We start from the raw sequence: 21,237 nt of genomic DNA, 5'->3' as shown, positions 1-21,237 counted from the left end.
AGCGCGAGTAGACGCAAAGAGGTGGGTGTCTCGATCCTCGCGGATCGAGACACCCTCCTCTTTGCGTCTACGTCGGGCTGACAGGATTTGAACCTGCGACCCCTTGACCCCCAGTCAAGTGCGCTACCAAGCTGCGCCACAGCCCGTGGCAGTCCGCGCTTTCGCGCGGGCAACTCCACTATCGTAGCCGACGGATTCAGCCACCGCGAACCGGCGCCGCCGGGCGTGGCGGACGCCGCCTCGAGCATGCATCCGTTGCCGATGTCCGCACCCCGGCGTAGCGTGCCGGCATGGCGAGGATCATCACAGAACCGGCCACGATCGCCCGATGGGACGACGTGCAGCACTCCCTCTCCGGCGGCGGCGACGGCGTCGGCCGCCAGTGCATCTGGCCCATCGTGCGCAACAGGGTCTGGCAGACGACGACACCCGAGCAGCGACGCGACATGCTGCGGGACGAAATCGCGTCCGGCCCTCCCCCGGGGCTCATCGCGTACGCCGACGGCGAGGCTGCGGGATGGGTCCGGGTCGGACCGCGCACCGTGCAGCAGCGCATCCTGCACACCCGCGCCATCGTCTCCGCGACCACCGAACCACTCGATGACGAGTCGGTATGGGCGGTCACGTGCTTCGTCGTCCGGCGGGAGCATCGCGGGAGGGGACTTACCGCTCGACTGCTGGCATCCGCTCTCGACTACGCCCGCGAGTCCGGCGCACGCCTGATCGAGGCGTATCCGGTCGACACCTCCACCGGCTCGCACCGATCGAACGACCTGTACCACGGCACCGCCACCACCTTCCTCGCGGCCGGTTTCGAACGAGGCCGCGACCTCACCGCACGGCGAGTCCTGATGACGCGCGGGCTGGCCGACTGATCGTGGAGCGCTCAGGCGCTACGGTAACCGCATGAGCACCACGCATCCGACCATCGAAGATCCGGAACTCGGCATCCTCTCCCGCGCCGAGACCACGCTCGACGATGGCGACGTCGTCACGCACGACTGGTTCTCGGGTGCGCTGACGATCGACGGTCGCGAGATCGAGCTGATGATCGACGGCGCCGACGTCGAAGCGGTGCGCACGCTCGTCCCCCGCGCGCACCGTGTGGTCGAGGATCTCGATGAGATCCGGCGCCGGGCATCCGACGCTGTCATCACCCACTTCAGCGACAGCGCGCCGTCCACCACCGAGCTCGATGAGGGAGCCGCCGATCTCGTGCTCGACACCGTCGAGATCACCGACGACGCGACGGTGCTGCACTTCACCGACTCGTGCGGGCGGCACTTCCCCGAGGGGTACTGGCCCGCCGTGCACCTCGGCGTCGACGGCAGCATCGGCGAGGTCACGGTCGAGGGCTGATCGCTCCTCACCCCTGTTTCCGACCGATGATGGATGCCATGAAACCCGTGCGCGTCGACAGCTGGCTGTGGGCGATACGCATCTACAAGACCCGTTCGGCCGCCACGACGGCATGCCGTGCCGGTCACGTGCGTGTCGGCGGCGAGCGCACGAAGGCCGCGCAGACGGTGAAGCCGGGCGACGAGGTGCGGGTGCGCATGTCGGGGTTCGATCGGATCCTCGTCGTCAAGCAGACGCTGTCGAAGCGCGTCGGCGCCCCCGTCGCGGTGACGGCGTACGAGGACCGCACTCCCCCTCGCGAGCCGTCGGCCATGCTGGCCGTGCGCGACCGTGGAGCCGGGCGGCCGACCAAGCGCGAGAGGCGCGAGATCGACCGGCTGCGCGGTCGGGATTCGCGCGAGGACTGACCCCGAGTTATCCACAGATCCGTACCGACCCCGACGAATGTCGTAGGTATGTTCTAATCTGGATGCATGGACGACGGGTGGAACGCACTGATCGAACGGCGCACGGCGCTGCTCGACGAGTGGTCGGCCAAGCAGCGCGAGATCGCGATGCTGCAGGCCGAGGCGTCGACGCTGCTCGCCCGCCGGTGGGAGCTCTGGCAGGAAGAGGTGGCGGCCGCTCCGCAGCATCGGGATGCCATCGAGCGCTCGATGATGGCCGAGTACTCGGCCGCAGGCCACGTGTCGCAGGGTTCGATGACCTTCGCGTTCACCGACGCTCATCTGCTGGCGACCGAGTTCGGCGCGGTGCGTGAGTCGTTCGCGGCCGGTCGGATCACGCCGGGGCATGTGCGGGAGATCCTGCGCGAGGCCGCGCCTGTTCGCGAGGCGATCGAGACGGGTGTCGTCGAGGCCGGCACCCTGATGCTCTACGAAGCTGCGGCTCTCGAGACAGCGGAGAACGACACCGCAACGCGCACCCGCGCGCAGGCGCGACGCCTCGCCGCCGCGCTAGCCGGGTCGACCGTCGTCGAGCAGCATGAGCGAGCCGCCACCGAGCGCACGATCACCGTGCGCTCGATCGGCGACGGGCTCGTGCTGCTGCAGGCGGTGCTGCCCGAGCACCTGGGACTGGCCATCGTCGACCGGCTCACCAAGATGGCTCGGCATATGCTGAAGCACCCGGAAGACCGCCGACCGGAATTCGGTCCGTCGGAGCCGGAAGAAGTCGGCCTCGACCCCGAGACCCTGCTTCCGGTGGGCGACGGGATGCCGGACGCCGATCCGACCGAGGGCGCGATCTTCGGATCGCACACCTTCACCGCCGATCCGTTCGATCTGCCTCCCGACCCGAGATGCCACGACGACAGCCCGTGCATCATCCACGTGCCGGATGACGCAAGGACGATGGATCAGCTGCGCGCCGACCTGTTCACCGACCTGCTGCTCGCGTCGACGCCGACCGAGGCGCACGGTACGGGGCTCGAGAGCATCCGCGCGACGATTCAGGTGACGGTCGCCGCCACGACGCTCGCCGGCGAAGACGATGGCCCTGCCGAGCTCGATGGAGTGGGGCCGCTGCTGCCCGAGGTGGCGCGGTCACTCGCCGGCCAGCGCACCGGCTGGACTCGCCTCTTCCTCGATCCCTCCGGAATGGTGGTCGAGACCGACACATACACCCCGACCGAGCAGATGCGGCGATTCCTGCGAGCGCGTGATCAGCGCTGCCGCTTCCCGGGATGCCGTGCCCCGATCCACCGGTGCGAGACCGACCACAACGAGGACTGGGCCCTGGGCGGGAAGACGCACATCGACAATCTCGCGCACTTCTGCGGCAGACATCATCCGATCAAGCACCCCGACATACCCGACAGTCATCGGTGGTACGCCCGTCAGCTTCCGGATCGCTCGGTCGAATGGATCAGTCCGAACGGACGCCGCTATCGAGACAGACCCAGCCGGCGAGTGATGTTCGTGCCGTCTGTCGAGCCTCCGGATGCACCGGGTGCGCCGCACGAGGTCGATCCAAGATCAACGGAGCGACCCCCGTTCTGATCCAGAGCCTTCGCAGGTCAGCCGCGGGCATCCATCTGGCGCAGCAGCCAGCCGGCCGACTCGACTCGAGCGTCGACCTCGTCGAGTCGCACGGCCAGGCCCCGGTCGCTGGTCACGGCGATCACCTCGGAACCGTCTGCGACGAGACGGCGGGCCTCCTCGACGATCGCATCATCTCCGGCCCCGGCGGCTCGCACGATTGCGACGCGGGCCCCGTGTGCCTGATGCCCGGCATCCGGGATCGCGCGCGCCGCGCCCTCGACGACCATCGACACGGGCGGGAACCAGCGGTCGGCCTCGAGGCCGAGCGATCCGGCGTCCACGCCGTCCGCGGCCCAGCTCGACAGCCGCTCATGCAGGCGCGTCGCGGCACCCGCGCGGTCCTTCCACCAGCCGTCTGGCACCGACCCCGCGACGTTCGCTGCGTCCACGACGATCGCGGGGTGCACGCTCAACAGCGAACGCAGCAGGGGCCACGACGCGGCGAAACCGGGGTGCAGCGGACGCCTGTCGACCTCCTCGACCGGCACCCACTCCAGGGCGAGGCTCTCGGGATCGCTGATCACCGGATCGAACGGCGCGAGAACGTCGGCGACGACGGTCGTGTACGACCAGATCTGCAGGTCGAGCACCCGCGCGAACCGCGCGTGCAGCGCGCCGTCGGGAATACCCGCCTCCTCCTGCGCCTCCCGCAGGGCGCCGTCGAGTGCGGACTCGCCCTCGTGCAGCGCCCCTCCGGGAATGCCCCAGGTGCCGCCGAAATGACTCCATCCGACGCGGTGCTGCAGCAGCACCCCACGCTCAGGATCGACGGCGAGCACGCCCGCCGCTCCGAACCTGCCCCAGTACTTCTCGCCCGTCGGCGCGACGACCCACGCATCACCCGCGTTCTGCGGGCCGAGCGGGCGTCGCGGCTCATCAGGGGCCGGGGGAACGATCGTCACTCCCCCAGCTTTTCATGTCGTGACGCCCTTCGGCGCGAGCAGGTCGAGAAGAGTCAGCGTGCGCCGACCGCCGTCCCCGCACGCAGGCGCGACGCGGCGAGCTCCTCTGCGGCGAGCAGCGGCGTCACGCCGCGGGCATCCGCGTCGTCGAGGATCCGGCGCACCGTGTCGCCGATCCCGGCGACACGGTGCATGATCTCCTCGCTGGAGCCGATGCGCTTCGCCTCGAGGTCGAGATAGATCACTCCGCCGGCGTTCACGACGAAGTCGGGCGCGTACAGCACACCGCGCTGCGCGAGCCGATCGGCACCCGAACGATCGGCGAGCGGGTTGTTCGCCGGGCCGCACACGGCCTTCACGTCGAGGGCGTCGATGATCTCGTCGGTCAGCACGCCGCCGATCCCGGCGGGCACGAACACGTCGCCGGCGACGAGATGCTCGGCGCCCGGCTCGACCCAGGTCGCACCGATCTCGTCGGCGAACGCCCGGCGCGCGGGGTTGATGTCGGTGACGGTCAGCTGCGCGCCCTGCTCGGCGAGTCGCACCGCCAGGCGGCCACCCACCTGACCGAGACCGGAGATCGTGATGCGCCGCCCGGCAGCATCCGCCGATCCGGTCACCCGCTCGAGAACCGCCTGCAGCGAGGCGTACACCCCGAGGCTGGTGGGGCCTGCCGGCTCCCCCGATCCGCCGACGGCGGAGGGCAGGCCGACGACGTGCTGCGTGCGCTCGCTGACCGTCAGCATGTCATCGGTCGTCGACCCGACGTCCTCCGCGGTGCGGTACAGACCGCCCATCAGCTCGACGGCGTCGCCGAGGTCGAGGAACGCGTCCCGCCGACGCTCGGCGTCGAGGGTCTCGCCGGGCGCGAGCCCGATCACCGACTTGCCGCCCCCGGCATCCAGCCCCGCAGCGGCGTTCTTCAGCGTCATCGCCGCCGACAGCCGCAGCGCGTCGCCGAGGGCGTCGCTCCAGTGCGGGTAGGTCCACAGCCGCGCGCCGCCCAGGGCGGAGCCGAGAACCGACGAATGCAGCGCCACGGCGATGAACAGCCCGCTGCGTCGTCCGGTCGTCACCTCCACGCGCTCGTGGGTGAAATCGGGCAGGGGCAGCGTGTGCGACATTGCATCCTCGAATCGTGCGGGGCCTCGTGGGCGATGCGTCGGATGCCGCGGTGTTGCGGCACCCGACGCCATTATCCCTTCGACGGGCTCAGGGACCCAAGAGCCGTGCTCGAGGAGCCGACCGATCAGCGCTGTCGGCGCTCGCGCACCCGCATGTTGATGACGATCGGGGTTCCCTCGAACTCGTACAGCTCACGCAGGCGACGCTGCACGAACCGGCGGTAGCCCGGGTCGAGGAATCCGGTCGTGAAGAGCACGAACGTCGGCGGACGCGTCGACGCCTGGGTGCCGAACAGGATGCGCGGCTGCTTGCCCCCACGCAGCGGGTGCGGGTGCGCGGCGACGAGCTCGGTGATGAACGCGTTGAACTTGCCGGTGGGGATGCGGCGGTCCCAGTTCTCGAGCGCCTGCTCGAGAGCGGGCACGAGCTTGTCGAGGTGCCGACCGGTCTTCGCGGAGATGTTCACCCGCGGAGCCCACGCGACGTGCGCGAGGTCCTGCTCGATCTCGCGCTCGAGGTAGCGGCGACGATCGGAGTTCTCCATGTCGTCGTCAGACAGGCGATCCCACTTGTTGAACGCGAGCACGAGCGCACGGCCCGACTCGAGCACCATGTCGATGATGTTCAAGTCCTGCACGCTGATCGACTGCGAGACGTCGAGCACGACGACGGCGACCTCGGCCTTCTCGAGGGCGGCCGAGGTGCGCAGTGACGCGTAGAAGTCGGCTCCCTGCTGCAGGTGCACACGCCGACGGATGCCCGCGGTGTCGACCAGACGCCACATCCGGCCGCCCATCTCGACGATCTCGTCGACCGGGTCGCGGGTGGTGCCGGCGAGGTCGTTCACGACCACGCGCTCCTCGCCCGCGGCCTTGTTCAGCAGCGACGACTTGCCCACGTTCGGGCGCCCGATGATGGCGACGCGACGCGGGCCGCCGATCTCCGCCTTCGCGACAGCCGACACTTCGGGCAGCTTCGCGATCACGAGGTCGAGCAGGTCGGCCACGCCGCGGCCGTGGATGGCCGAGACGGGGTGCGGCTCGCCGAGGCCGAGGTTCCACAGGGGTGCAGCCTCGGGCTCCTGGCGCGCGTCGTCGATCTTGTTCGCGACGAGGAAGATCGGCTTGCCGCTCTTGCGCAGCAGCTTGACGACGTGCTCGTCGGTGGACGTGGCGCCCACCTTCGCGTCCACGACGAACAGCACCATGTCGGCCAGGTCGATCGCGACCTCCGCCTGGGCGGCGACCGAGCGGTCGATGCCCTTGGCGTCCGGCTCCCACCCGCCGGTGTCGACGAGCGAGAAACGACGGTCGTTCCACTCGGCCTTGTAGGTCACCCGGTCGCGCGTGACGCCCGGGGTGTCCTCCACGACCGCCTCGCGGCGGCCGAGGATGCGGTTCACGAGCGCCGACTTGCCCACGTTCGGGCGGCCGACGATCGCCACCACGGGCAGAGCCGGCGAGTACTCGATGCCGTCCTCACCGAGGGCGATGCCCTCCAGCAGCGCGGCGTCGTCTTCTTCCAGCTCGTAGTCGGTGAGCGACGCGCGCATCGCCGTGGCGCGCTGCTCGGCGAAGTCCTCGTCGAGCGAGGCCATCTTCTCGGCGAGATCGTCCGGGGCGCCGGTGTACTCTTCATCGGCCATGTTCAAGCTCCTCTGTCAGCGTCGCGCCGCTGGGCGATCACCGTGAGCACGGCGTCGATGGTCTGCGCGAAATCAAGTTCGGTGGAGTCGACCACGTCAACGCCTTCGGCGGCGTTGAGGAAGTCGACGACGGTGCTGTCGGATGCGTCGCGCTTGTGCAGCGCCTCCGCGACGACCGCGGCGTTCTCGCCGGCGAGCTCGCCGGCGCGCCGGGCGGCGCGCACCTCCGGCGCTGCGGTCAGCAGGATCCGCACGGGCGCGTCCGGCGCCACGACGGTGGTGATGTCTCGTCCTTCGACGATCACGGCCGGGTACTCCGACTCGGCGACGATGCGGCGGAACATCTCGTTCACCTGCACGCGGATCTCGGGCACGCGGGCGACGCCGCTGACGGCATTCGACACGCGCGGCTCCCGGATGGCCGCGGTCACGTCCACGTCGCCGACGCGCACGATCCGGTCGTCGGGGTCGAGTCCCTGCGAGAACGGGAAGGCGGATGCCGCGGCGCGAACCGCATCGGCATCGGCCGTGTCGTCTCCGCGGTCGAGGACGTGCCAGGCGAGCGCCCGGTACGCGGCCCCGGTGTCGAGGTAGCCGTAGCCTTCGCGGCGGGCGATCTCCTTCGACACGCTGGACTTGCCGGAACCGGCGGGTCCGTCGATCGCGATGAACTTCGAAGCATCAGTCATTGGTGTTCCCCGCAATCCGCCAGCCGCGCTCTTCCAGCCCGTCGATCGCGCCGCGCAGCGCGGCGGGTGCCACGCTGATCTCGGCGAGACCGAACTGCGCGCCCGGAGAGTGCTCCAGGCGCAGGTCCTCCACGTTCACGCCCAGCTCGCCCAGCTCGCCGAACAGGCGTCCCAGCTGACCGGGGGTGTCGTCGACCATGACGACCATGGTCTCGAAGTGCCGGTTCTGGCCGTGCTTGCCCGGCAGGCGCTCGACGCCCTCGTTGCCCTGGCGGATGGCATCCGCCACCGTGCGCCGGGCCCCCGGCGCATCCGGCTCGCGAAGCGCGTCGGCGACCTCCTTGAGGTCGACGGCCAGCGCGTCGAGCAGCTCGACGACGGGCGCGGCGTTCGCGCCCAGAATCTGCACCCACAGCTCGGGGGCCGACGCGGCGATGCGTGTCGTGTCGCGCACCCCCTGGCCGGCCAGGCGCAGCGAGCCCTCCTCGGCCTCGGCCAGACGGCCGGCGAGCAGGCTCGCGACCACCTGCGGGACGTGCGAGGTCAGCGCGACGGCGCGATCGTGCTCCTGCGGCGTCATCTCGAGCAGCAGCGCGCCGACGTCGAGCGCGAGCGCCTCGACCAGAGCGAGGTCGGCGGCGCGCGTCTGCTCGTCGCGGCAGACCACCCACGGCCGGCCGATGAACAGGTCGGCGCGTGCGGAGATCGCTCCCCCGCGCTCGCGCCCGGCGAGCGGGTGGGAGCCGATGTAGCGGGTCAGGTCGATGCCGCGGCGGCGCAGCTCGTCGAACGGCTCGAGCTTCACACTCGCGACGTCGGTGACGACGGCATCCGGATGCGCGGTCAGCTCGGCCTCGATGACGTTGGCGGTGACGTCCGGCGGGACGGCGACGACGATCAGCCGCGGTGCGTCGTCTTCACGTGCGGCGCGGCCTGCCCCGTAGTCGATGGCGAGCCGCAGCTGCGACGGCGACGCGTCGGCGAGCACGACGTCGACGCCCTTGGCGCGCAGCGCGTGACCGATGCTGGCGCCCAGAAGCCCGGCCCCGACGACGCGCACCGTCCCCGAGAGCCGCGCGGCGTTCTGCCTCGCGCGCGCATCGTGGGAATCGCTCACTCGTTCTCCTGAGGGCTGTCGTGCGCTCGACGCTGCTCGGAGGCAGCGGGCGCCGGGGAATCCTGGCGCGACAGGGTCAGCAGTGCGCCTCGTTCGATTTTAGTCAGCTCGCGCGCCTTGCCCACCGGGAGAGTTCCCAGGTGCAGCGGCCCGAACTGCCGACGCACCAGCTCGTCCACCGGATGCCCGACCGCAGCCATCATGCGACGCACGATGCGGTTGCGGCCGGAGTGCAGCGTGAGCTCGACCAGGCTCGACCCGCGCGACACATCGAGGAGGCGTGCCTTGTCGGCCTTGATCGGGCCGTCCTCGAGCTCGATCCCGCGGGTCAGCTGAGCGATCGTCTGCGCGGTGACGGTGCCGGACACCTTGGCGATGTACACCTTCGTGACGCCGAACGACGGGTGCGCGAGCACGTGGGCCAGGTCGCCGTCGTTGGTGAGGATCAGCAGGCCGCTGGTCTCGGCATCCAGTCGCCCCACGTTGTACAGCCGCTCCGGCCACTCCTTCGTGAAGCGGCGCAGGTCGGGCCGGCCGTTCTCGTCTTTCATGGTGCTGACCACACCGGTCGGCTTGTTCAGCATCACGTAGCGCTTCGACACGTCGAGCTGCACAGCGGTGCCGTCGACATCGATCAGGTCGGTGTCGGGGTCGATGCGGGTGCCGAGCTCGGTGACCGTCCTGCCGTTGACGCGGATGCGCCCCTCGACGATGTACTGCTCGATGACGCGGCGGGAGGCCACGCCGGCGTTCGCGAGCGCTTTCTGCAGCCGGATGCCCTCGGGCTGGTCCATCGGGGGTCGGTCAGTGCTCATCGGATCATTCCCTCTTCGAATCCGTCGGCGCCGTCGTCGAGCAGCGGCGAGATGGGCGGCAGCTCGTCGATCGAGTTGATGCCGAGGTGCTGCAGCAGCTGGTCTGTGGTGCCGTAGTTGATCGCGCCGGTCTCGGAGTCGGCGAACAGCTCGGTGATGAGCCCGCGCGCGAGCAGCGTGCGCACCACCGAGTCGACGTTGACGGCGCGGATGGATGCCACCTGCCCGCGGGTCACGGGCTGCTTGTAGGCGATCACGGCGAGCGTCTCGAGAGCCGCCTGGGAGAGGCGCGCCGGCGCCTGACCGCCGACGAAGTCCGCGACCAGGTCGTCGTGGTCGTCGCGCACGTACAGCCGCCAGCCGCCCCCGACCTCGCGCAGCTCGAACCCGCGGCGCGGACCGCGGCCGCGGCCGTCGTAGTCCGCGACCAGCTGCTCGAGCACCTGCCGCACCGCGGGCACGGGCGCGTGCACGGCAGCGGCCAGAGCGACGAGCGAGATCGGCTCGTCGACGATCAGCAGGATCGCCTCGACGCGCTCGGCGAGCGGCGGGCCCTGGGGCGCGTCGCTCGCTGATTCCTGAGGGGAATCCGGTTCTGCGACGGGATCCACGGCGCGGGCATCCGTCTCATCGGTCATAGTCAGCTCCCAACGTGGCCAGCTGCTCATCCGACCAGCTCTCCGCAGACCAGCGCAGAGTCAGCTCGCCCAGCGGCTCGAGCTGCTCGAACGACAGCGCGGCGTGACGGTACAGCTCGAGCACCGAGATGAAGCGGGCGACGACGACGCCGGGCTCGCTGACGCCCGCGACGAGCTCACGGAAGGTCAGCGACTCGGTGCTGCGCAGCAGCGTCACGACGATCGCGGCCTGCTCGCGGATGCTCACCAGCGGCGCGTGCAGATGGTCGAGCCCGACCGTCGGCAGCTCCTTCGGAGTGAACGCCATCAGGGCCAGCGCGGCGAAGTCGGCCGGCGTCAGCGTCCAGACCAGCTCGGGCGTCCGGCTGCGATGCTTCTCGTCGAGCGGCACGGCGCGCACGTGCCGGCGGTCCTCGCGCTGCAGGCAGCGGGCGAACCACGCCGAGACCTCCTTGAACGCGCGATACTGCAGCAGACGGGCGAACAGCAGGTCGCGTGCCTCGAGCAGCGCCACCGATTCGGCATCCACCAGCTCGCCCTGCGGCAGCAGCCCGGCGATCTTCATGTCGAGCAGGGTCGCGGCCACGACGAGGAATTCGGATGCCTGGTCGAGTTCGGCGTCGCCGTCGAGCTCTCTCAGGTACGAGATGAACTCGTCGGTGACGCGGCTCAGAGACACCTCGGTGATGTCGAGCTCGTGCTTGGAGATGAGGGTGAGCAGCAAATCGAACGGGCCGTCGAAGTTCGACAGCGAGACCCGGAACGCGTCGACCGGCTCAGCGCCGCGAACGGCGTCGGCTTGCCTCAGATCCTCAGGCGACGGCGCCACGGGCGACCAGCTCCCGCGCCAGTCGCAGGTACGCCTGTGCTGCGGCGTGCTCGGGCGCGAACTCAGTGATGGGAACGCCCGACACCGACGCGTCGGGGAACTTCACGGTGCGACCGATCACGGTCTCGAGCACGTCGTCGCCGAAGGCCTCGACCACGCGCTCGAGCACCTCACGCGAGTGCAGCGTGCGCGGGTCGTACATGGTGGCGAGCAGTCCGTCGAGCTCGATGGCGGGGTTGAGCCGGTCGCGGACCTTGTCGATGGTCTCGATCAGCAGCGCCACACCGCGCAGGGCGAAGAACTCGCACTCGAGCGGGATGAGCACGCCGTGCGCCGCGGTCAGCGCGTTCACCGTGAGCAGGCCGAGCGACGGCTGGCAGTCGATGAGGATGACGTCGTACTCGCCCGACACGTGCCGCAGCACCCGGGAGAGGATCGTCTCGCGAGCCACCTCGTTGACGAGGTGCACCTCGGCTGCGGACAGGTCGATGTTCGCCGGCAGCACGTCGAGGTTGGGCACCGCCGAGTGCACGATCGCCTCACGCGGGTCGCGCTTGGTGTCCAGCAGCAGGTCGTACACGGTGGGCACGTCGTGGGTCTGGATGCCCAGGCCGGCCGACAGCGCACCCTGCGGGTCGAAGTCGACGGCGAGCACCCGACGGCCGTACTCGGCGAGGGAGGCGGCGAGGTTGATCGAGGTCGTCGTCTTGCCGACGCCGCCCTTCTGGTTGCACAGCGCGATGATGCGCGCCGGGCCGTGCGAGGCGAGCGGCGCGGGTGTGGGGAACCCCTGGTAGGGACGACCGGTCGGGCCGATGGGGGTGTCGTCACCCTTCGTCGCCTTCGACCTGCTCTTCGTCACCTTGTCCGCCATCCTTCTCCTTCGTGCTCGCTCGATTGTATCCGCCGGGCGGCCTCGAGCCGGGTCGGCACGCGGCGAACGGTCAGCGCGCCCGCGGGTGCGACGTCGCGTACACGTCTCGCAGGGCATCCACCGACACGTGCGTGTAGATCTGGGTCGTCGCCACCGAGGCGTGGCCGAGCAGCTCCTGCACGACGCGCACGTCCGCACCGCCCTGCAGCAGGTGCGTCGCGAAACTGTGCCGCAGGGTGTGCGGCGACACCTCGGCGTCGATCTGGGCGCGTTCAGCGGCGGCGCGGATGACGAGCCAGGCGCTCTGCCGCGACAGCGGCGCCCCTCGCGCGCCCAGCAACAGGCGGGCCGTCGCCCTGCCTTTCGCCGCCAGCCCGGGGCGCGCCCGGGTGAGGTAGGCGTCGACGGCGGCGCGCGCGTACGACCCGACCGGCACGATGCGCTCCTTGTCGCCCTTGCCGCGCAGCCGCAGCACGTCACCGTAGGCCAGGTCGTCGACGTCGAGCGAGACGGCCTCCGACACCCGCGCCCCCGTCGCGTACAGCAGCTCGAGCAGCGCGCGATCGCGCATCCCGATCGGCTCGTCCGCCGACGGGGCGGCGAGAAGACGCTCGACCTGCTCGATGGTGAGCGCCTTGGGCAGACGTTGCGGCGCCTTGGGGGGGCGCAGCCGTCCGGTCGGATCGGCGGTCTCGATCCCCTCCCTGACGAGGAAGCGGTGCCACCCCCGCACCGCGGACTGCAGCCGCGCGAGGCTGGTCGCCGCCGGCGGAGGGTCGGCGCCGGCGCGGTCGGCGATGAACGCCGTCACGGTGCGCGGGTCGATGGCATCCGTGGTCTCGATGCCCTGCTCGCTCAGCCAGTCGACGTAGCCGGCGAGGTCTCGCCGGTAGGCGGCGACCGTGTGCTCGGAGAGGCCGCGCTCGATCGTGACGTGACGCAGGTACGCGTCGAGTGCCCGCTCGAGCCGCACGTCAGCGCTCGTCGAGCAGCCGCCCGGCGCGCAGGCGGCGCTCGGCGGCGAGGACGCCGATGCTCAGGATGCCGTTGTGCAGCCGGCCGGCGAGAACCCCGTCGGCCGCATCCGAGAGCGGCACCCACTCCACGCGGATGTCGGCCTCCTCGTCCAGACGCTCGTGCGGGTCCGCATCGGAGAGCCCGGTCGCGAGATAGATGTGGATCATCTCGTCGTTGCCACCGGGTGTCGTCCACGCCGAGACGAGGTGCTCCCAGTGCTCGGCGACGATGTCGGCCTCTTCGGCGAGCTCGCGCTGGGCGGCTCGGGTCGGGTCCTCACCCGGCACGTCGAGCAGGCCAGCGGGCAGCTCCCAGTCGCGGTGACGGATCGGATGCCGGTACTGCTGGATCAGCAGCACCCGCTCGCGCTCGTCGAGCGCGACGACGGCGACGGCACCGGTGTGCGCGACGTACTGCCGACGGATCTCGCCGTCGCCGTAGCGCACCCGGTCATCGCGGACATCCCAGACCGCGCCGTGGAACGCGAGGTCGCTGGAGAGGACCTCGGGCTCGAACGGCTCGTCTGCCAGAGAGTCGTCCGACCGACCCGATGACGGCCCGTCAATGGGGGCCCCGTGCCCGGAGGCTCCGGGCGACGCGACAGCGGCGGCTGGAGTGGGCATCAGGATCAGGCGTCTTCGGTGAACAGCTCGCTGGCGCGGTGGCGCTCGATGGCCGCACCGACCAGACCGCGGAACAGCGGGTGCGGTGCGGTGGGGCGCGAGCTGAGCTCGGGGTGCGCCTGGGTGGCGATGTAGAACGGGTGCACGTCGCGGGGCAGCTCGACGTACTCGACGAGGTCGAGGTCGGGGTTCACGCCCGAGAACACCAGACCGGCCTCGGCCAGACGCGGCCGGTAGGCGTTGTTCACCTCGTAGCGGTGACGGTGGCGCTCGGCGGCCGTCGGCGCGCCGTACAGATCACGGGCGAGCGAGCCTTCGGCGAGGGCGGCCTCGTAGAGGCCGAGGCGCATGGTGCCGCCCAGGTCTCCCCCGTCGAGGATCTCGATCTGCTCGGCCATGGTCGCGACGACCGGCTCTGCGGTGTCGGGATCGAACTCGGTCGACGAGGCGCCCTCGATGCCGGCGACGTCACGCGCGTACTCGATGACCATGCACTGCAGACCCAGGCACAGGCCGAGCGTCGGGATGCCCTGCTCGCGCGCGAACTTCAGCGCGCCGAGCTTGCCCTCGATGCCGCGGATGCCGAAGCCCCCTGGCACGCAGATGCCGTCGACGTCGCCGAGGGCCTTGGCGGCACCCTCCGGCGTCTGACAGGAGTCGGACGGGATCCAGCGGATGTTGACCTTCGTCTCCTGCGCGAAGCCGCCGGCCTTGAGCGCCTCGGTGACCGACAGGTACGCGTCAGGCAGGTCGATGTACTTGCCGACCAGGCCGATCGTGACCTCGTGCTTCGGGTTGTGCACCGCGTGCAGCACGGTGTTCCAGCGCGTCCAGTCGACCTCACCTGCGCGGCCGAGACCGAGGCGACGGATGATGTACGCGTCGAGGCCCTGGTCGTTGAGCGTCGACGGGATGTCGTAGATGCTCGGCAGGTCGACGGTGTTGATGACGCCCTCGGCGTCGACGTCGCACATCAGGGCGATCTTGTTGCGGTTGCTCGCGCTGACCGGGCGGTCGCTGCGCAGCACCAGGGCGTCGGGCTGGATGCCGACCTGGCGGAGCGCCGCGACGGAGTGCTGGGTCGGCTTGGTCTTCTGCTCGCCGGAGGCGCCCATGAAGGGAACGAGCGAGACGTGTACGAAGAAGACGTTGTCGCGACCCAGCTCGTGACGCAGCTGGCGGGCCGCCTCGAGGAAGGGCTGCGACTCGATGTCGCCGACCGTGCCGCCCACCTCGGTGATGATGATGTCGGGCTGCGGCTCTTCGGTGGCCTGCAGGCGCATACGGCGCTTGATCTCGTCGGTGATGTGCGGGATGACCTGCACGGTCGCACCCAGGTAGTCGCCACGGCGCTCGTTGGCGATGACCTCGGAGTAGATCTGCCCGGTGGTGACGTTGGCCGCGCGCGACAGGTTGATGCCGAGGAAGCGCTCGTAGTGTCCGATGTCGAGGTCGGTCTCCGCGCCGTCGTCGGTGACGAACACCTCGCCGTGCTCGAACGGGTTCATGGTGCCCGGGTCGACGTTGAGGTACGGGTCGAGCTTCTGCATCACCACGCGGAGCCCGCGGGCGGTGAGCAGGTTGCCGAGACTGGCTGCGGTGAGCCCCTTGCCCAACGAGGAAACGACACCGCCCGTCACGAAGATGTGCTTCGTGGTGAAGGAGCTGGTGTCGTTGTCTGGCGCCGCAACTGAAGAGTTCATCACGGGCTTTTATCCTATCAGTTGATCGCCGAGCCGAGGCTCAGCAGTTCGCGGGCGTGGGTGAGCGCGGCGTCGGAATCGGTGAGCCCGGAGAGCAGGCGGGCCATCTCGGCCTCGCGCTGCGCGCCGTCCAGCCGGGTGACGCTGGAGGCGGTCACCGCGCCGTCGTTCGACTTCACGACCGAGAGGTGGTTGTTCGCGAACGCGGCGACCTGAGCGAGGTGGGTGACGGCGATCACCTGCGAGTTCCGGGCCAGCTGGGCGAGCCTGCGGCCCACCTCGATGGCGGCGGCGCCGCCGATACCGGCATCCACCTCGTCGAAGACGAACGTCGGCACCGGGTCGGTGCCCGCGATCACGACCTCGATCGCGAGCATCACCCGCGACAGCTCGCCACCCGAGGCGCCCTTCGACACCGACCGGGGTTCGGCACCGGGGTGCGGGGCGAGCAGGATGGCCACGTCGTCGCGCCCGTGCGCGGACTCCGCCCCGGGCGAGACGCGTGCCTCCAGCGTCGCATCGGGCATGGCGAGGGCGTGCAGTTCCTCGGTGACCGCAGCGGAGAGCCGCACGGCGGCGGCGGTGCGCACCTCGGTGAGGGCTGCGGCGGCTTCATCCAGGGCTGCGCGGGCGCTGTCGGCCTCGGCGGCGAGCCGTTCGACGCGGTCGCCGTCGTCGTCGAGCTCGGCGAGGCGCAGCGACCCCGTCTGCCAGATCTGCAGGGCCTCATCGAGCGAGCCGTGCTGTCGGATCAGGCCACCGAGCGCGGCGCGACGCTCTTCGACGGCGGCGAGCTCGTGCGGGCCCGACTCGTCGAGGTCGGCGAGATAGCCGGAGAGCTGCTGGGCGAGATCCGCGGCGCGATAGCCCAGATCGGCCAGCGCCTCGGCTATCCCGGTGAGCGTCGGGTCGGCGCTGCGCTCGAGCGAGCGTCGCGCCTCGGCGAGCAGAGCCGTGACGTCGGGGTCGCCCTCCTCGCTCGACAGCGCGGATCGGGCGACGGATGCCGACAGCCGCAGCTCCTCGGAGTTGGCGAGGCGCTCGGCGCGCTCGTTCAGCTCGACGTCCTCGCCCGGCTGCGGATCGATCTGCTCGATCTCGGTGAGCTGATCGCGCAGCAGAGCCGCCTCGGCCGCGCGCCGGTCGCGGTTCTCGGTGAGTTCGGTGATCTGAGCATCCAGCTCCCGCCACCGGCTGAAGCGCTCCCGGTACGTCGCCAGGGCAGCAGCGATCGGCTCGCCGCCGAAGCGATCGAGGGCGTCGCGCTGGGCGGCGGCGGAACGCAGCCGCAGCTGATCGGACTGCCCGTGCACGACGACGAGCTCCTCGGCGAGCGATGAGAGCACGCCGGCGGGGGCGGGACGGCCGCCGACGCTCGCGCGGCTGCGCCCCTCGGCGCTGAGCGTGCGCGAGACGTACAGTTCCGCAGCGTCCCCCGCGGGCTCGAGTTCGCCGCCGGCGTCGGTGACGATGTCGGCCACCGGTCCCTGCGGCGGCACCGTCCAGACCCCCGCGACGGATGCCTGCGCAGCCCCCGCGCGGATCGCCGAGGAGTCGGCCCTGGCCCCCAGCAGAAGACCGAGGCCCGTGACGACCATGGTCTTGCCTGCGCCGGTCTCGCCGGTCACCGCGGTGAACCCGGCGCCGAGCGGCAGCACGGCGTCGTCGATGACACCGAGACCGCGGATGCGCATCTCGTCGATCACGACGCCCCCCGCCACCCTGCGACCGGCAGCTGGAACTTGCGCACCAGCCGATCGGTGAACGCGGTCGGATGCAGACGGGCCAGCCGCACCGGCTGGGACGAGCGGCGCACGACGACGCGCGCGCCCGGCGGCAGCTCGTGCGACCGGCGGCCGTCGCACCACAGGATGCCGCTGCCGTCGGTGCGCTCGAGCATCTCGATCGCGACCGACGCCTCCGGACCCACCACGAGCGGTTTGGCGAAGAGGGCGTGCGCCGACAGCGGGACGACGGCGATGGCCTCGACGGTCGGCCAGATGACGGGTCCACCGGCGGAGAAGTTGTAGGCCGTCGAGCCGGTCGGGGTCGAGACGACCATGCCGTCGCATCCGAAGCTCGACAGCGGACGACCGTCGATCTCGATGACCACCTCGATCATGCGCTCGCGGCTGGCCTTCTCGACGGTCGCCTCGTTGAGCGCCCATGTCTCGTAGACGACGGCACCGTGCGCATCCTTCACCCGCACCGAGAGGGCGAGGCGCTCCTCGACGTCGTAGTCGCGGTCGATGACCCTGGCGACGGCGGCGTCCATGTCGTCGCGATCGATCTCGGCGAGGAATCCGACGTGGCCCATGTTGATCCCCAGCACCGGGGCGCCCGAGCCGCGCACGAGCTCCGCCGCGCGCAGGATCGTGCCGTCGCCGCCGAGGACGATGGCGAGCTCGAGGTCATCGGTCGCGACATCGGCGCCGAGCAGGGCGACGTCGGCGAAGCGCTCGTCGAGAGCGACGAACTCGCGGTGATCCTCGGCCGGCAGCACGGGGGTCGCCCCTGCGCCTCGCAGCGCGTCGACGACGCGCAGCGCCGCGGCGACCGTGTCCTGCCGTTTGGCGTGGGCGACGACCAGGATGGGGCGCGCGTTCATCGTCCTCCTGCCACGTGTGCGATCTGCTCCGACCATTCTGACGGATCCGTTCCCCGCCCGGGCGCGAGGTGCACGAGGTACTCGGCGTTGCCGTGCGTGCCGAGGATCGGCGAGGGCAGGATGCCGAGCATCCCGAGGCCGGCGTCGTGTGCGCTCCACAGCGTGCGCTCGACGGCGTCGAGTCTGGCCGCGGCGCTGGTGACGAGGCCGCCCTTCACCGCGGTGCGGCCGACCTCGAACTGCGGCTTGATGAGCAGCACGACGTCGGCATCGCCCGCGATCGTCTCGGCGACAGCCGGCAGCACGAGGTCGAGCGAGATGAACGACAGGTCTCCGACGGCGAGGTCGGGACGCTGGGCCTCACCTGTGGCGTCCGCAAGCGAGGTCGCGGTCATGTGGCGCACGTTGAAGCCCTCGACCGCGGTGACACCCGGGTCGGCGGCGATCTGCGCGGCGAGCTGCCCGTGTCCGACGTCGACGGCGAGGACCCGCCGTGCACCGCGCTCGCGCAGCACCTGGGTGAACCCGCCGGTGGAGGCTCCCATGTCGAGGGCGAGACGCCCGTCGACGAGGATCGCGAAGCCGTCGAGCGCGGCGATCAGCTTGTGGGCGGCTCGGCTGACGTAGTGGTCACCGCCGTCGACCCGGAGTTCGGCTTCGTCGGCGACGGGCGTGGATGCCTTGACGATGGTGCGTCCGTCGACGCTCACCAGTCCGTCGGCGATGAGGGATGCCGCGTGGGTGCGTGAACGGGCAAGACCCCGGGCCGCGAGGGCGGCGTCGAGGCGGGTCATCGGGTGCCGTGCGCCGAGTCGGTGCGCGGGGTGCTCTCGAGGCGCTTCATCAGCTCATCGTGCATCGCGCCGTACGCGTCGGCCCGGTCGGCGAGGGGCTGACTCTCGATCAGGCGCAGTCTGCTCCAGAGCGCATCGGTCGGCTCGTCTCGCGTGTGCTCCATCCGTCAACTGTAGCCCGCGGTGCCGACGCGGCAGCCGCGACTCTCAGGGCCTGTGGAAAGGATCGGCGTAGAGCTTCTCGGGCACACGGAAGGCGTAGATCGCGAGCCCCGTCGCCCAGATGGCCGCCGCTCCTGCGCGCAGCAGGTCGATCTGCGCCGAGCCCTCCGAAAGGATCTGCACGTCGCCGTTCGCGATGCGCACCGACGCGCCGTTGACGGTGAACACGCCGTCCTTCTCGGTCGTCGCGGGGTACGGCGCGTGCAGGTCGCGCAGGTCGGCGAGGATGTAATCGGGCCGCGACCCCTGCGGGGCGGCGAGCACATGCTTGGGACGGTCGATGCCGGTCAGCACGAGCGCCGAGTCGATACCGGCACGCACGGCGCCCATGATGTCGGTGTCGAGCCGGTCGCCGAGGAACAGCGGACGCTGCGCGTCGAAGCGCGCGATCGCCTCTTCGAAGATGGGCGTCTCGGGCTTGCCCGCCACGACCGACAGGCGGCCGATGGCCGTGTGCACCGCGGAGACCAGCGTGCCGTTGCCCGGGGCGACGCCGCGCTCGCGCGGGATGGTCCAGTCGGTGTTGGTGGAGATCCACGGGATCCCGCCCTCGTCCTCGGGCACCTTCAGCGCGAACGCCGCCTCGGCGAGATCGGTCCACGCGACATCCGGGCTGAATCCCTGCACGACGGCAGCCGGGGAGTCCTCCGCGCTGCGGGTGACCGTGTATCCGGCCTTCTCCGCCTCGACCACGAGCCCCTCTCCCCCGACGATCAGGATCGTCGCGGGCGCCGGCACCATCGTCGCGAGCAGGCGCATCGCCGCCTGGGGGCTGGTCACGACGTCAGCGGGCGCGACGCTCAGTCCCAGGCTGGTGAGGTGCTCGGCGACCGAGGCATCGGTGCGCGAGGCGTTGTTCGTGATGTAGCCGAGGCGCATCGCCTGAGCGACGCGGTTGAGGCTGTCCACCGCGTGCGGCAGCGCGTGCGGTCCTGCGTAGACGACCCCGTCGAGGTCGGCGAGGACCGCGTCGCGTCCGGTGAGTGGGGTGGATGCCTGGGTGGCGCGGCGGAACAGTGCCATCAGTGATCGGACTCCGAACGCTCTGGGGTCGAGGCTTCCTCGGACTCGGGCTGTGCCTCGGACTCGGGCACGGACTCGAGCTCGGGGTGTGCCTCGGGCTCGGGCTCGGGCTCGGGCTCGGGCTGTGCCTCGGGCTCGCGGGGCGAATCGGCAGAATCGACCGCGTGCTCGGATGCATCGGCGTCAGAACCGCTGCCAGCGTCGGTGTCGGTCTCGGTGTCGTTGACGTCCTCGACGTCCTCGACGAGGCCGTCTTCCACGATGATCTCGTCGAACTCGCCGTCGTGGCCGAGCGCGGCGGCCGCGACATCGGCGCGCTGCGCCCAGAACGCGGCTTCATCGGTGCGACCGAGGCCTTCGAGCACCGCGGCACGCGCCGAGAACAGCGCGGGGCTCCATTCGAAGGCGCGGTCGGGGTCGAGCTCGGGGATCTCCAGTTCACCGAGTGCGAGCTCCGTCTCGCCGCGGTCGAGTCGCGCGCCCGACATCGCGATCGCCAACGCCACGCGCACGGCCGGGCTGAGGGAGGCGCGATCGACTGCGCGTCCCTCCTCGAGGGCGCGGTCGGGGCGTCCGACACCGCGCTCGCTGTCGACGATGAGGGCGATCTGGTCGTCGTTGCCGGAGATGCGCCGGTACGTGCGCAGCTCTCGCAGGGCGAGCGCGAAGTCGCCGACGCCGTATGCCGTGATCGCGAGGGTCTCGCGCACGACGGCCACCCGACCAGCACGACGCGAGGCCGCGAGGGCGTGCTCGTGCGCGCGGGCGGGGTCGTCGTCGATCAGCTGCGCGACCATCGCGAGGTGACGCGCGACCTGTTCTGCATTCTCCTTGCTGAGGGTCTTCAGCTCGTTGCGTGCCGAGGGGTGCAGGTCGCGTGCGGTGATCTCGTCCGGCAGCGGCGGCTCGGGAATGCGCTCACGCACAGGAGCGAACTCGTTGACCGGGCGGTCGACGCCACCGCGCGGCCGGTCGCGGAACGAACCGCTGGAACCCTGGTCGCGATCCTGCCGCGGCCGGTCACCGTAGGGACGACGCTCACCCTGCGGGCGGTCACCATAAGGACGACGCTCACCCGACTGGGGACGGTCACCATAAGGACGACGCTCACCCTGCGGACGGTCACCATAAGGACGACGCTCACCCTGCGGACGGTCACCATAAGGACGACGCTCACCCTGCGGACGGTCACCATAAGGACGACGCTCACCC

The 21,237-nt window shown here is 70.7% G+C and carries 23 protein-coding genes and 1 tRNA gene; 5 read left to right on the top strand and 19 right to left on the bottom strand.

Translation table 11 applies throughout. The annotated features are described in order from the left end of the window. Nucleotides 1-72: 72 nt before the first annotated feature. Nucleotides 73-146: transfer RNA gene (locus tag AB0O65_RS13855), tRNA-Pro, on the bottom strand. Nucleotides 147-290: 144 nt separating this feature from the next. Between AB0O65_RS13855 and AB0O65_RS13850 the strand changes: the two genes are divergently transcribed. From AB0O65_RS13850 to AB0O65_RS13835, 4 genes are all read left to right on the top strand, one after another. Beyond that, entirely contained in the window at nucleotides 291-875 is a 585-nt protein-coding gene (locus AB0O65_RS13850) for a GNAT family N-acetyltransferase (protein ID WP_363385975.1), read from the top strand. A gap of 31 nt (nucleotides 876-906) precedes the next feature. Further along, complete coding sequence (locus AB0O65_RS13845) at nucleotides 907-1,359, top strand: hypothetical protein (protein WP_071643549.1); 453 nt, start codon at nucleotides 907-909, stop codon at nucleotides 1,357-1,359. A 38-nt stretch (nucleotides 1,360-1,397) separates the two neighbouring features. Further along, nucleotides 1,398-1,766: an RNA-binding S4 domain-containing protein gene (locus AB0O65_RS13840; RefSeq protein ID WP_313481036.1), complete on the top strand. Its 369-nt coding sequence runs from the start codon at nucleotides 1,398-1,400 to the stop codon at nucleotides 1,764-1,766. Between the two features lie 66 nt (nucleotides 1,767-1,832). Beyond that, complete coding sequence (locus AB0O65_RS13835) at nucleotides 1,833-3,359, top strand: DUF222 domain-containing protein (RefSeq protein ID WP_363385971.1); 1,527 nt, start codon at nucleotides 1,833-1,835, stop codon at nucleotides 3,357-3,359. A 17-nt stretch (nucleotides 3,360-3,376) separates the two neighbouring features. Here AB0O65_RS13835 and AB0O65_RS13830 read toward each other — a convergent pair whose 3' ends face one another. The 18 genes from AB0O65_RS13830 to AB0O65_RS13745 all read right to left on the bottom strand — a co-directional run bounded on the left by AB0O65_RS13830 (nucleotide 3,377) and on the right by AB0O65_RS13745 (nucleotide 20,822). After that, nucleotides 3,377-4,303: an NUDIX hydrolase gene (locus AB0O65_RS13830; protein ID WP_363385968.1), complete on the bottom strand. Its 927-nt coding sequence runs from the start codon at nucleotides 4,301-4,303 to the stop codon at nucleotides 3,377-3,379. Nucleotides 4,304-4,356: 53 nt separating this feature from the next. Further along, nucleotides 4,357-5,427 (bottom strand): Glu/Leu/Phe/Val dehydrogenase family protein, encoded by a 1,071-nt coding sequence (locus AB0O65_RS13825; RefSeq protein ID WP_071643553.1) that lies wholly within the window; start codon nucleotides 5,425-5,427, stop codon nucleotides 4,357-4,359. Between the two features lie 125 nt (nucleotides 5,428-5,552). Beyond that, on the bottom strand, nucleotides 5,553-7,073 hold the full coding sequence (der, locus tag AB0O65_RS13820) for a ribosome biogenesis GTPase Der (RefSeq protein WP_191713239.1): 1,521 nt from the start codon (nucleotides 7,071-7,073) through the stop codon (nucleotides 5,553-5,555). A gap of 2 nt (nucleotides 7,074-7,075) precedes the next feature. Then, nucleotides 7,076-7,762, bottom strand: a complete 687-nt coding sequence (gene cmk / locus AB0O65_RS13815) for a (d)CMP kinase (protein ID WP_191713238.1) — start codon at nucleotides 7,760-7,762, stop codon at nucleotides 7,076-7,078. Next, nucleotides 7,755-8,879 carry a prephenate dehydrogenase gene (locus AB0O65_RS13810; protein WP_363385963.1) on the bottom strand — a complete coding sequence of 375 codons (1,125 nt, stop codon included), beginning with the start codon at nucleotides 8,877-8,879 and terminating at the stop codon, nucleotides 7,755-7,757. The genes cmk and AB0O65_RS13810 overlap by 8 nt, the downstream gene beginning before the upstream one ends. After that, nucleotides 8,876-9,694 (bottom strand): pseudouridine synthase, encoded by an 819-nt coding sequence (locus tag AB0O65_RS13805; RefSeq protein WP_313481020.1) that lies wholly within the window; start codon nucleotides 9,692-9,694, stop codon nucleotides 8,876-8,878. Before AB0O65_RS13805 ends, AB0O65_RS13810 begins: the two co-directional genes overlap by 4 nt. Further along, nucleotides 9,691-10,332 (bottom strand): SMC-Scp complex subunit ScpB, encoded by a 642-nt coding sequence (scpB, locus tag AB0O65_RS13800; protein WP_191713236.1) that lies wholly within the window; start codon nucleotides 10,330-10,332, stop codon nucleotides 9,691-9,693. The genes AB0O65_RS13805 and scpB overlap by 4 nt, the downstream gene beginning before the upstream one ends. Further along, nucleotides 10,322-11,140, bottom strand: a complete 819-nt coding sequence (locus tag AB0O65_RS13795) for a ScpA family protein (protein ID WP_225211472.1) — start codon at nucleotides 11,138-11,140, stop codon at nucleotides 10,322-10,324. The genes scpB and AB0O65_RS13795 overlap by 11 nt, the downstream gene beginning before the upstream one ends. Before the next feature lie 4 nt (nucleotides 11,141-11,144). Continuing rightward, entirely contained in the window at nucleotides 11,145-12,035 is an 891-nt protein-coding gene (locus tag AB0O65_RS13790; protein WP_071643560.1) for a ParA family protein, read from the bottom strand. Nucleotides 12,036-12,105: 70 nt separating this feature from the next. Continuing rightward, nucleotides 12,106-13,008: a site-specific tyrosine recombinase XerD gene (gene xerD, locus AB0O65_RS13785; RefSeq protein WP_363385958.1), complete on the bottom strand. Its 903-nt coding sequence runs from the start codon at nucleotides 13,006-13,008 to the stop codon at nucleotides 12,106-12,108. Between the two features lies 1 nt (nucleotide 13,009). Beyond that, the gene (locus AB0O65_RS13780) at nucleotides 13,010-13,675 is read right to left on the bottom strand and encodes an NUDIX hydrolase (protein WP_363385955.1); all 666 of its coding nucleotides are present in this window, start codon (nucleotides 13,673-13,675) and stop codon (nucleotides 13,010-13,012) included. Nucleotides 13,676-13,680: 5 nt separating this feature from the next. Further along, a complete protein-coding gene (locus tag AB0O65_RS13775) occupies nucleotides 13,681-15,378 on the bottom strand; it encodes a CTP synthase (RefSeq protein ID WP_071643562.1) in 1,698 nt (565 codons plus the stop codon). 17 nt (nucleotides 15,379-15,395) lie between these two features. Then, nucleotides 15,396-17,084 carry a DNA repair protein RecN gene (gene recN, locus AB0O65_RS13770; RefSeq protein ID WP_191713232.1) on the bottom strand — a complete coding sequence of 563 codons (1,689 nt, stop codon included), beginning with the start codon at nucleotides 17,082-17,084 and terminating at the stop codon, nucleotides 15,396-15,398. After that, complete coding sequence (locus tag AB0O65_RS13765; protein ID WP_071643563.1) at nucleotides 17,081-17,986, bottom strand: NAD kinase; 906 nt, start codon at nucleotides 17,984-17,986, stop codon at nucleotides 17,081-17,083. The genes recN and AB0O65_RS13765 overlap by 4 nt, the downstream gene beginning before the upstream one ends. Continuing rightward, nucleotides 17,983-18,780 carry a TlyA family RNA methyltransferase gene (locus AB0O65_RS13760; RefSeq protein ID WP_071643564.1) on the bottom strand — a complete coding sequence of 266 codons (798 nt, stop codon included), beginning with the start codon at nucleotides 18,778-18,780 and terminating at the stop codon, nucleotides 17,983-17,985. Before AB0O65_RS13760 ends, AB0O65_RS13765 begins: the two co-directional genes overlap by 4 nt. After that, a complete protein-coding gene (locus tag AB0O65_RS13755) occupies nucleotides 18,777-18,944 on the bottom strand; it encodes a hypothetical protein (protein WP_177243835.1) in 168 nt (55 codons plus the stop codon). Before AB0O65_RS13755 ends, AB0O65_RS13760 begins: the two co-directional genes overlap by 4 nt. 43 nt (nucleotides 18,945-18,987) lie before the next feature. Further along, nucleotides 18,988-20,025 (bottom strand): HAD-IIA family hydrolase, encoded by a 1,038-nt coding sequence (locus tag AB0O65_RS13750; RefSeq protein ID WP_191713230.1) that lies wholly within the window; start codon nucleotides 20,023-20,025, stop codon nucleotides 18,988-18,990. Next, nucleotides 20,025-20,822 (bottom strand): hypothetical protein, encoded by a 798-nt coding sequence (locus AB0O65_RS13745; RefSeq protein ID WP_363385948.1) that lies wholly within the window; start codon nucleotides 20,820-20,822, stop codon nucleotides 20,025-20,027. The genes AB0O65_RS13750 and AB0O65_RS13745 overlap by 1 nt, the downstream gene beginning before the upstream one ends. Nucleotides 20,823-20,828: 6 nt before the next feature. Between AB0O65_RS13745 and AB0O65_RS13740 the strand changes: the two genes are divergently transcribed. Beyond that, nucleotides 20,829-21,237 (top strand): hypothetical protein (locus AB0O65_RS13740; RefSeq protein ID WP_363385945.1); only part of this gene is annotated, 409 nt, incomplete at its 3' end.

Origin of the sequence: Microbacterium sp. NPDC077391 (assembly GCF_040686955.1) — a bacterium.
In the GTDB taxonomy this organism is placed as follows: Bacteria; Actinomycetota; Actinomycetes; order Actinomycetales; family Microbacteriaceae; genus Microbacterium; species Microbacterium commune.
The sequence above is the reverse complement of the archived record's forward strand: the minus strand, read 5'-3'. Positions and strand labels throughout refer to the sequence as shown.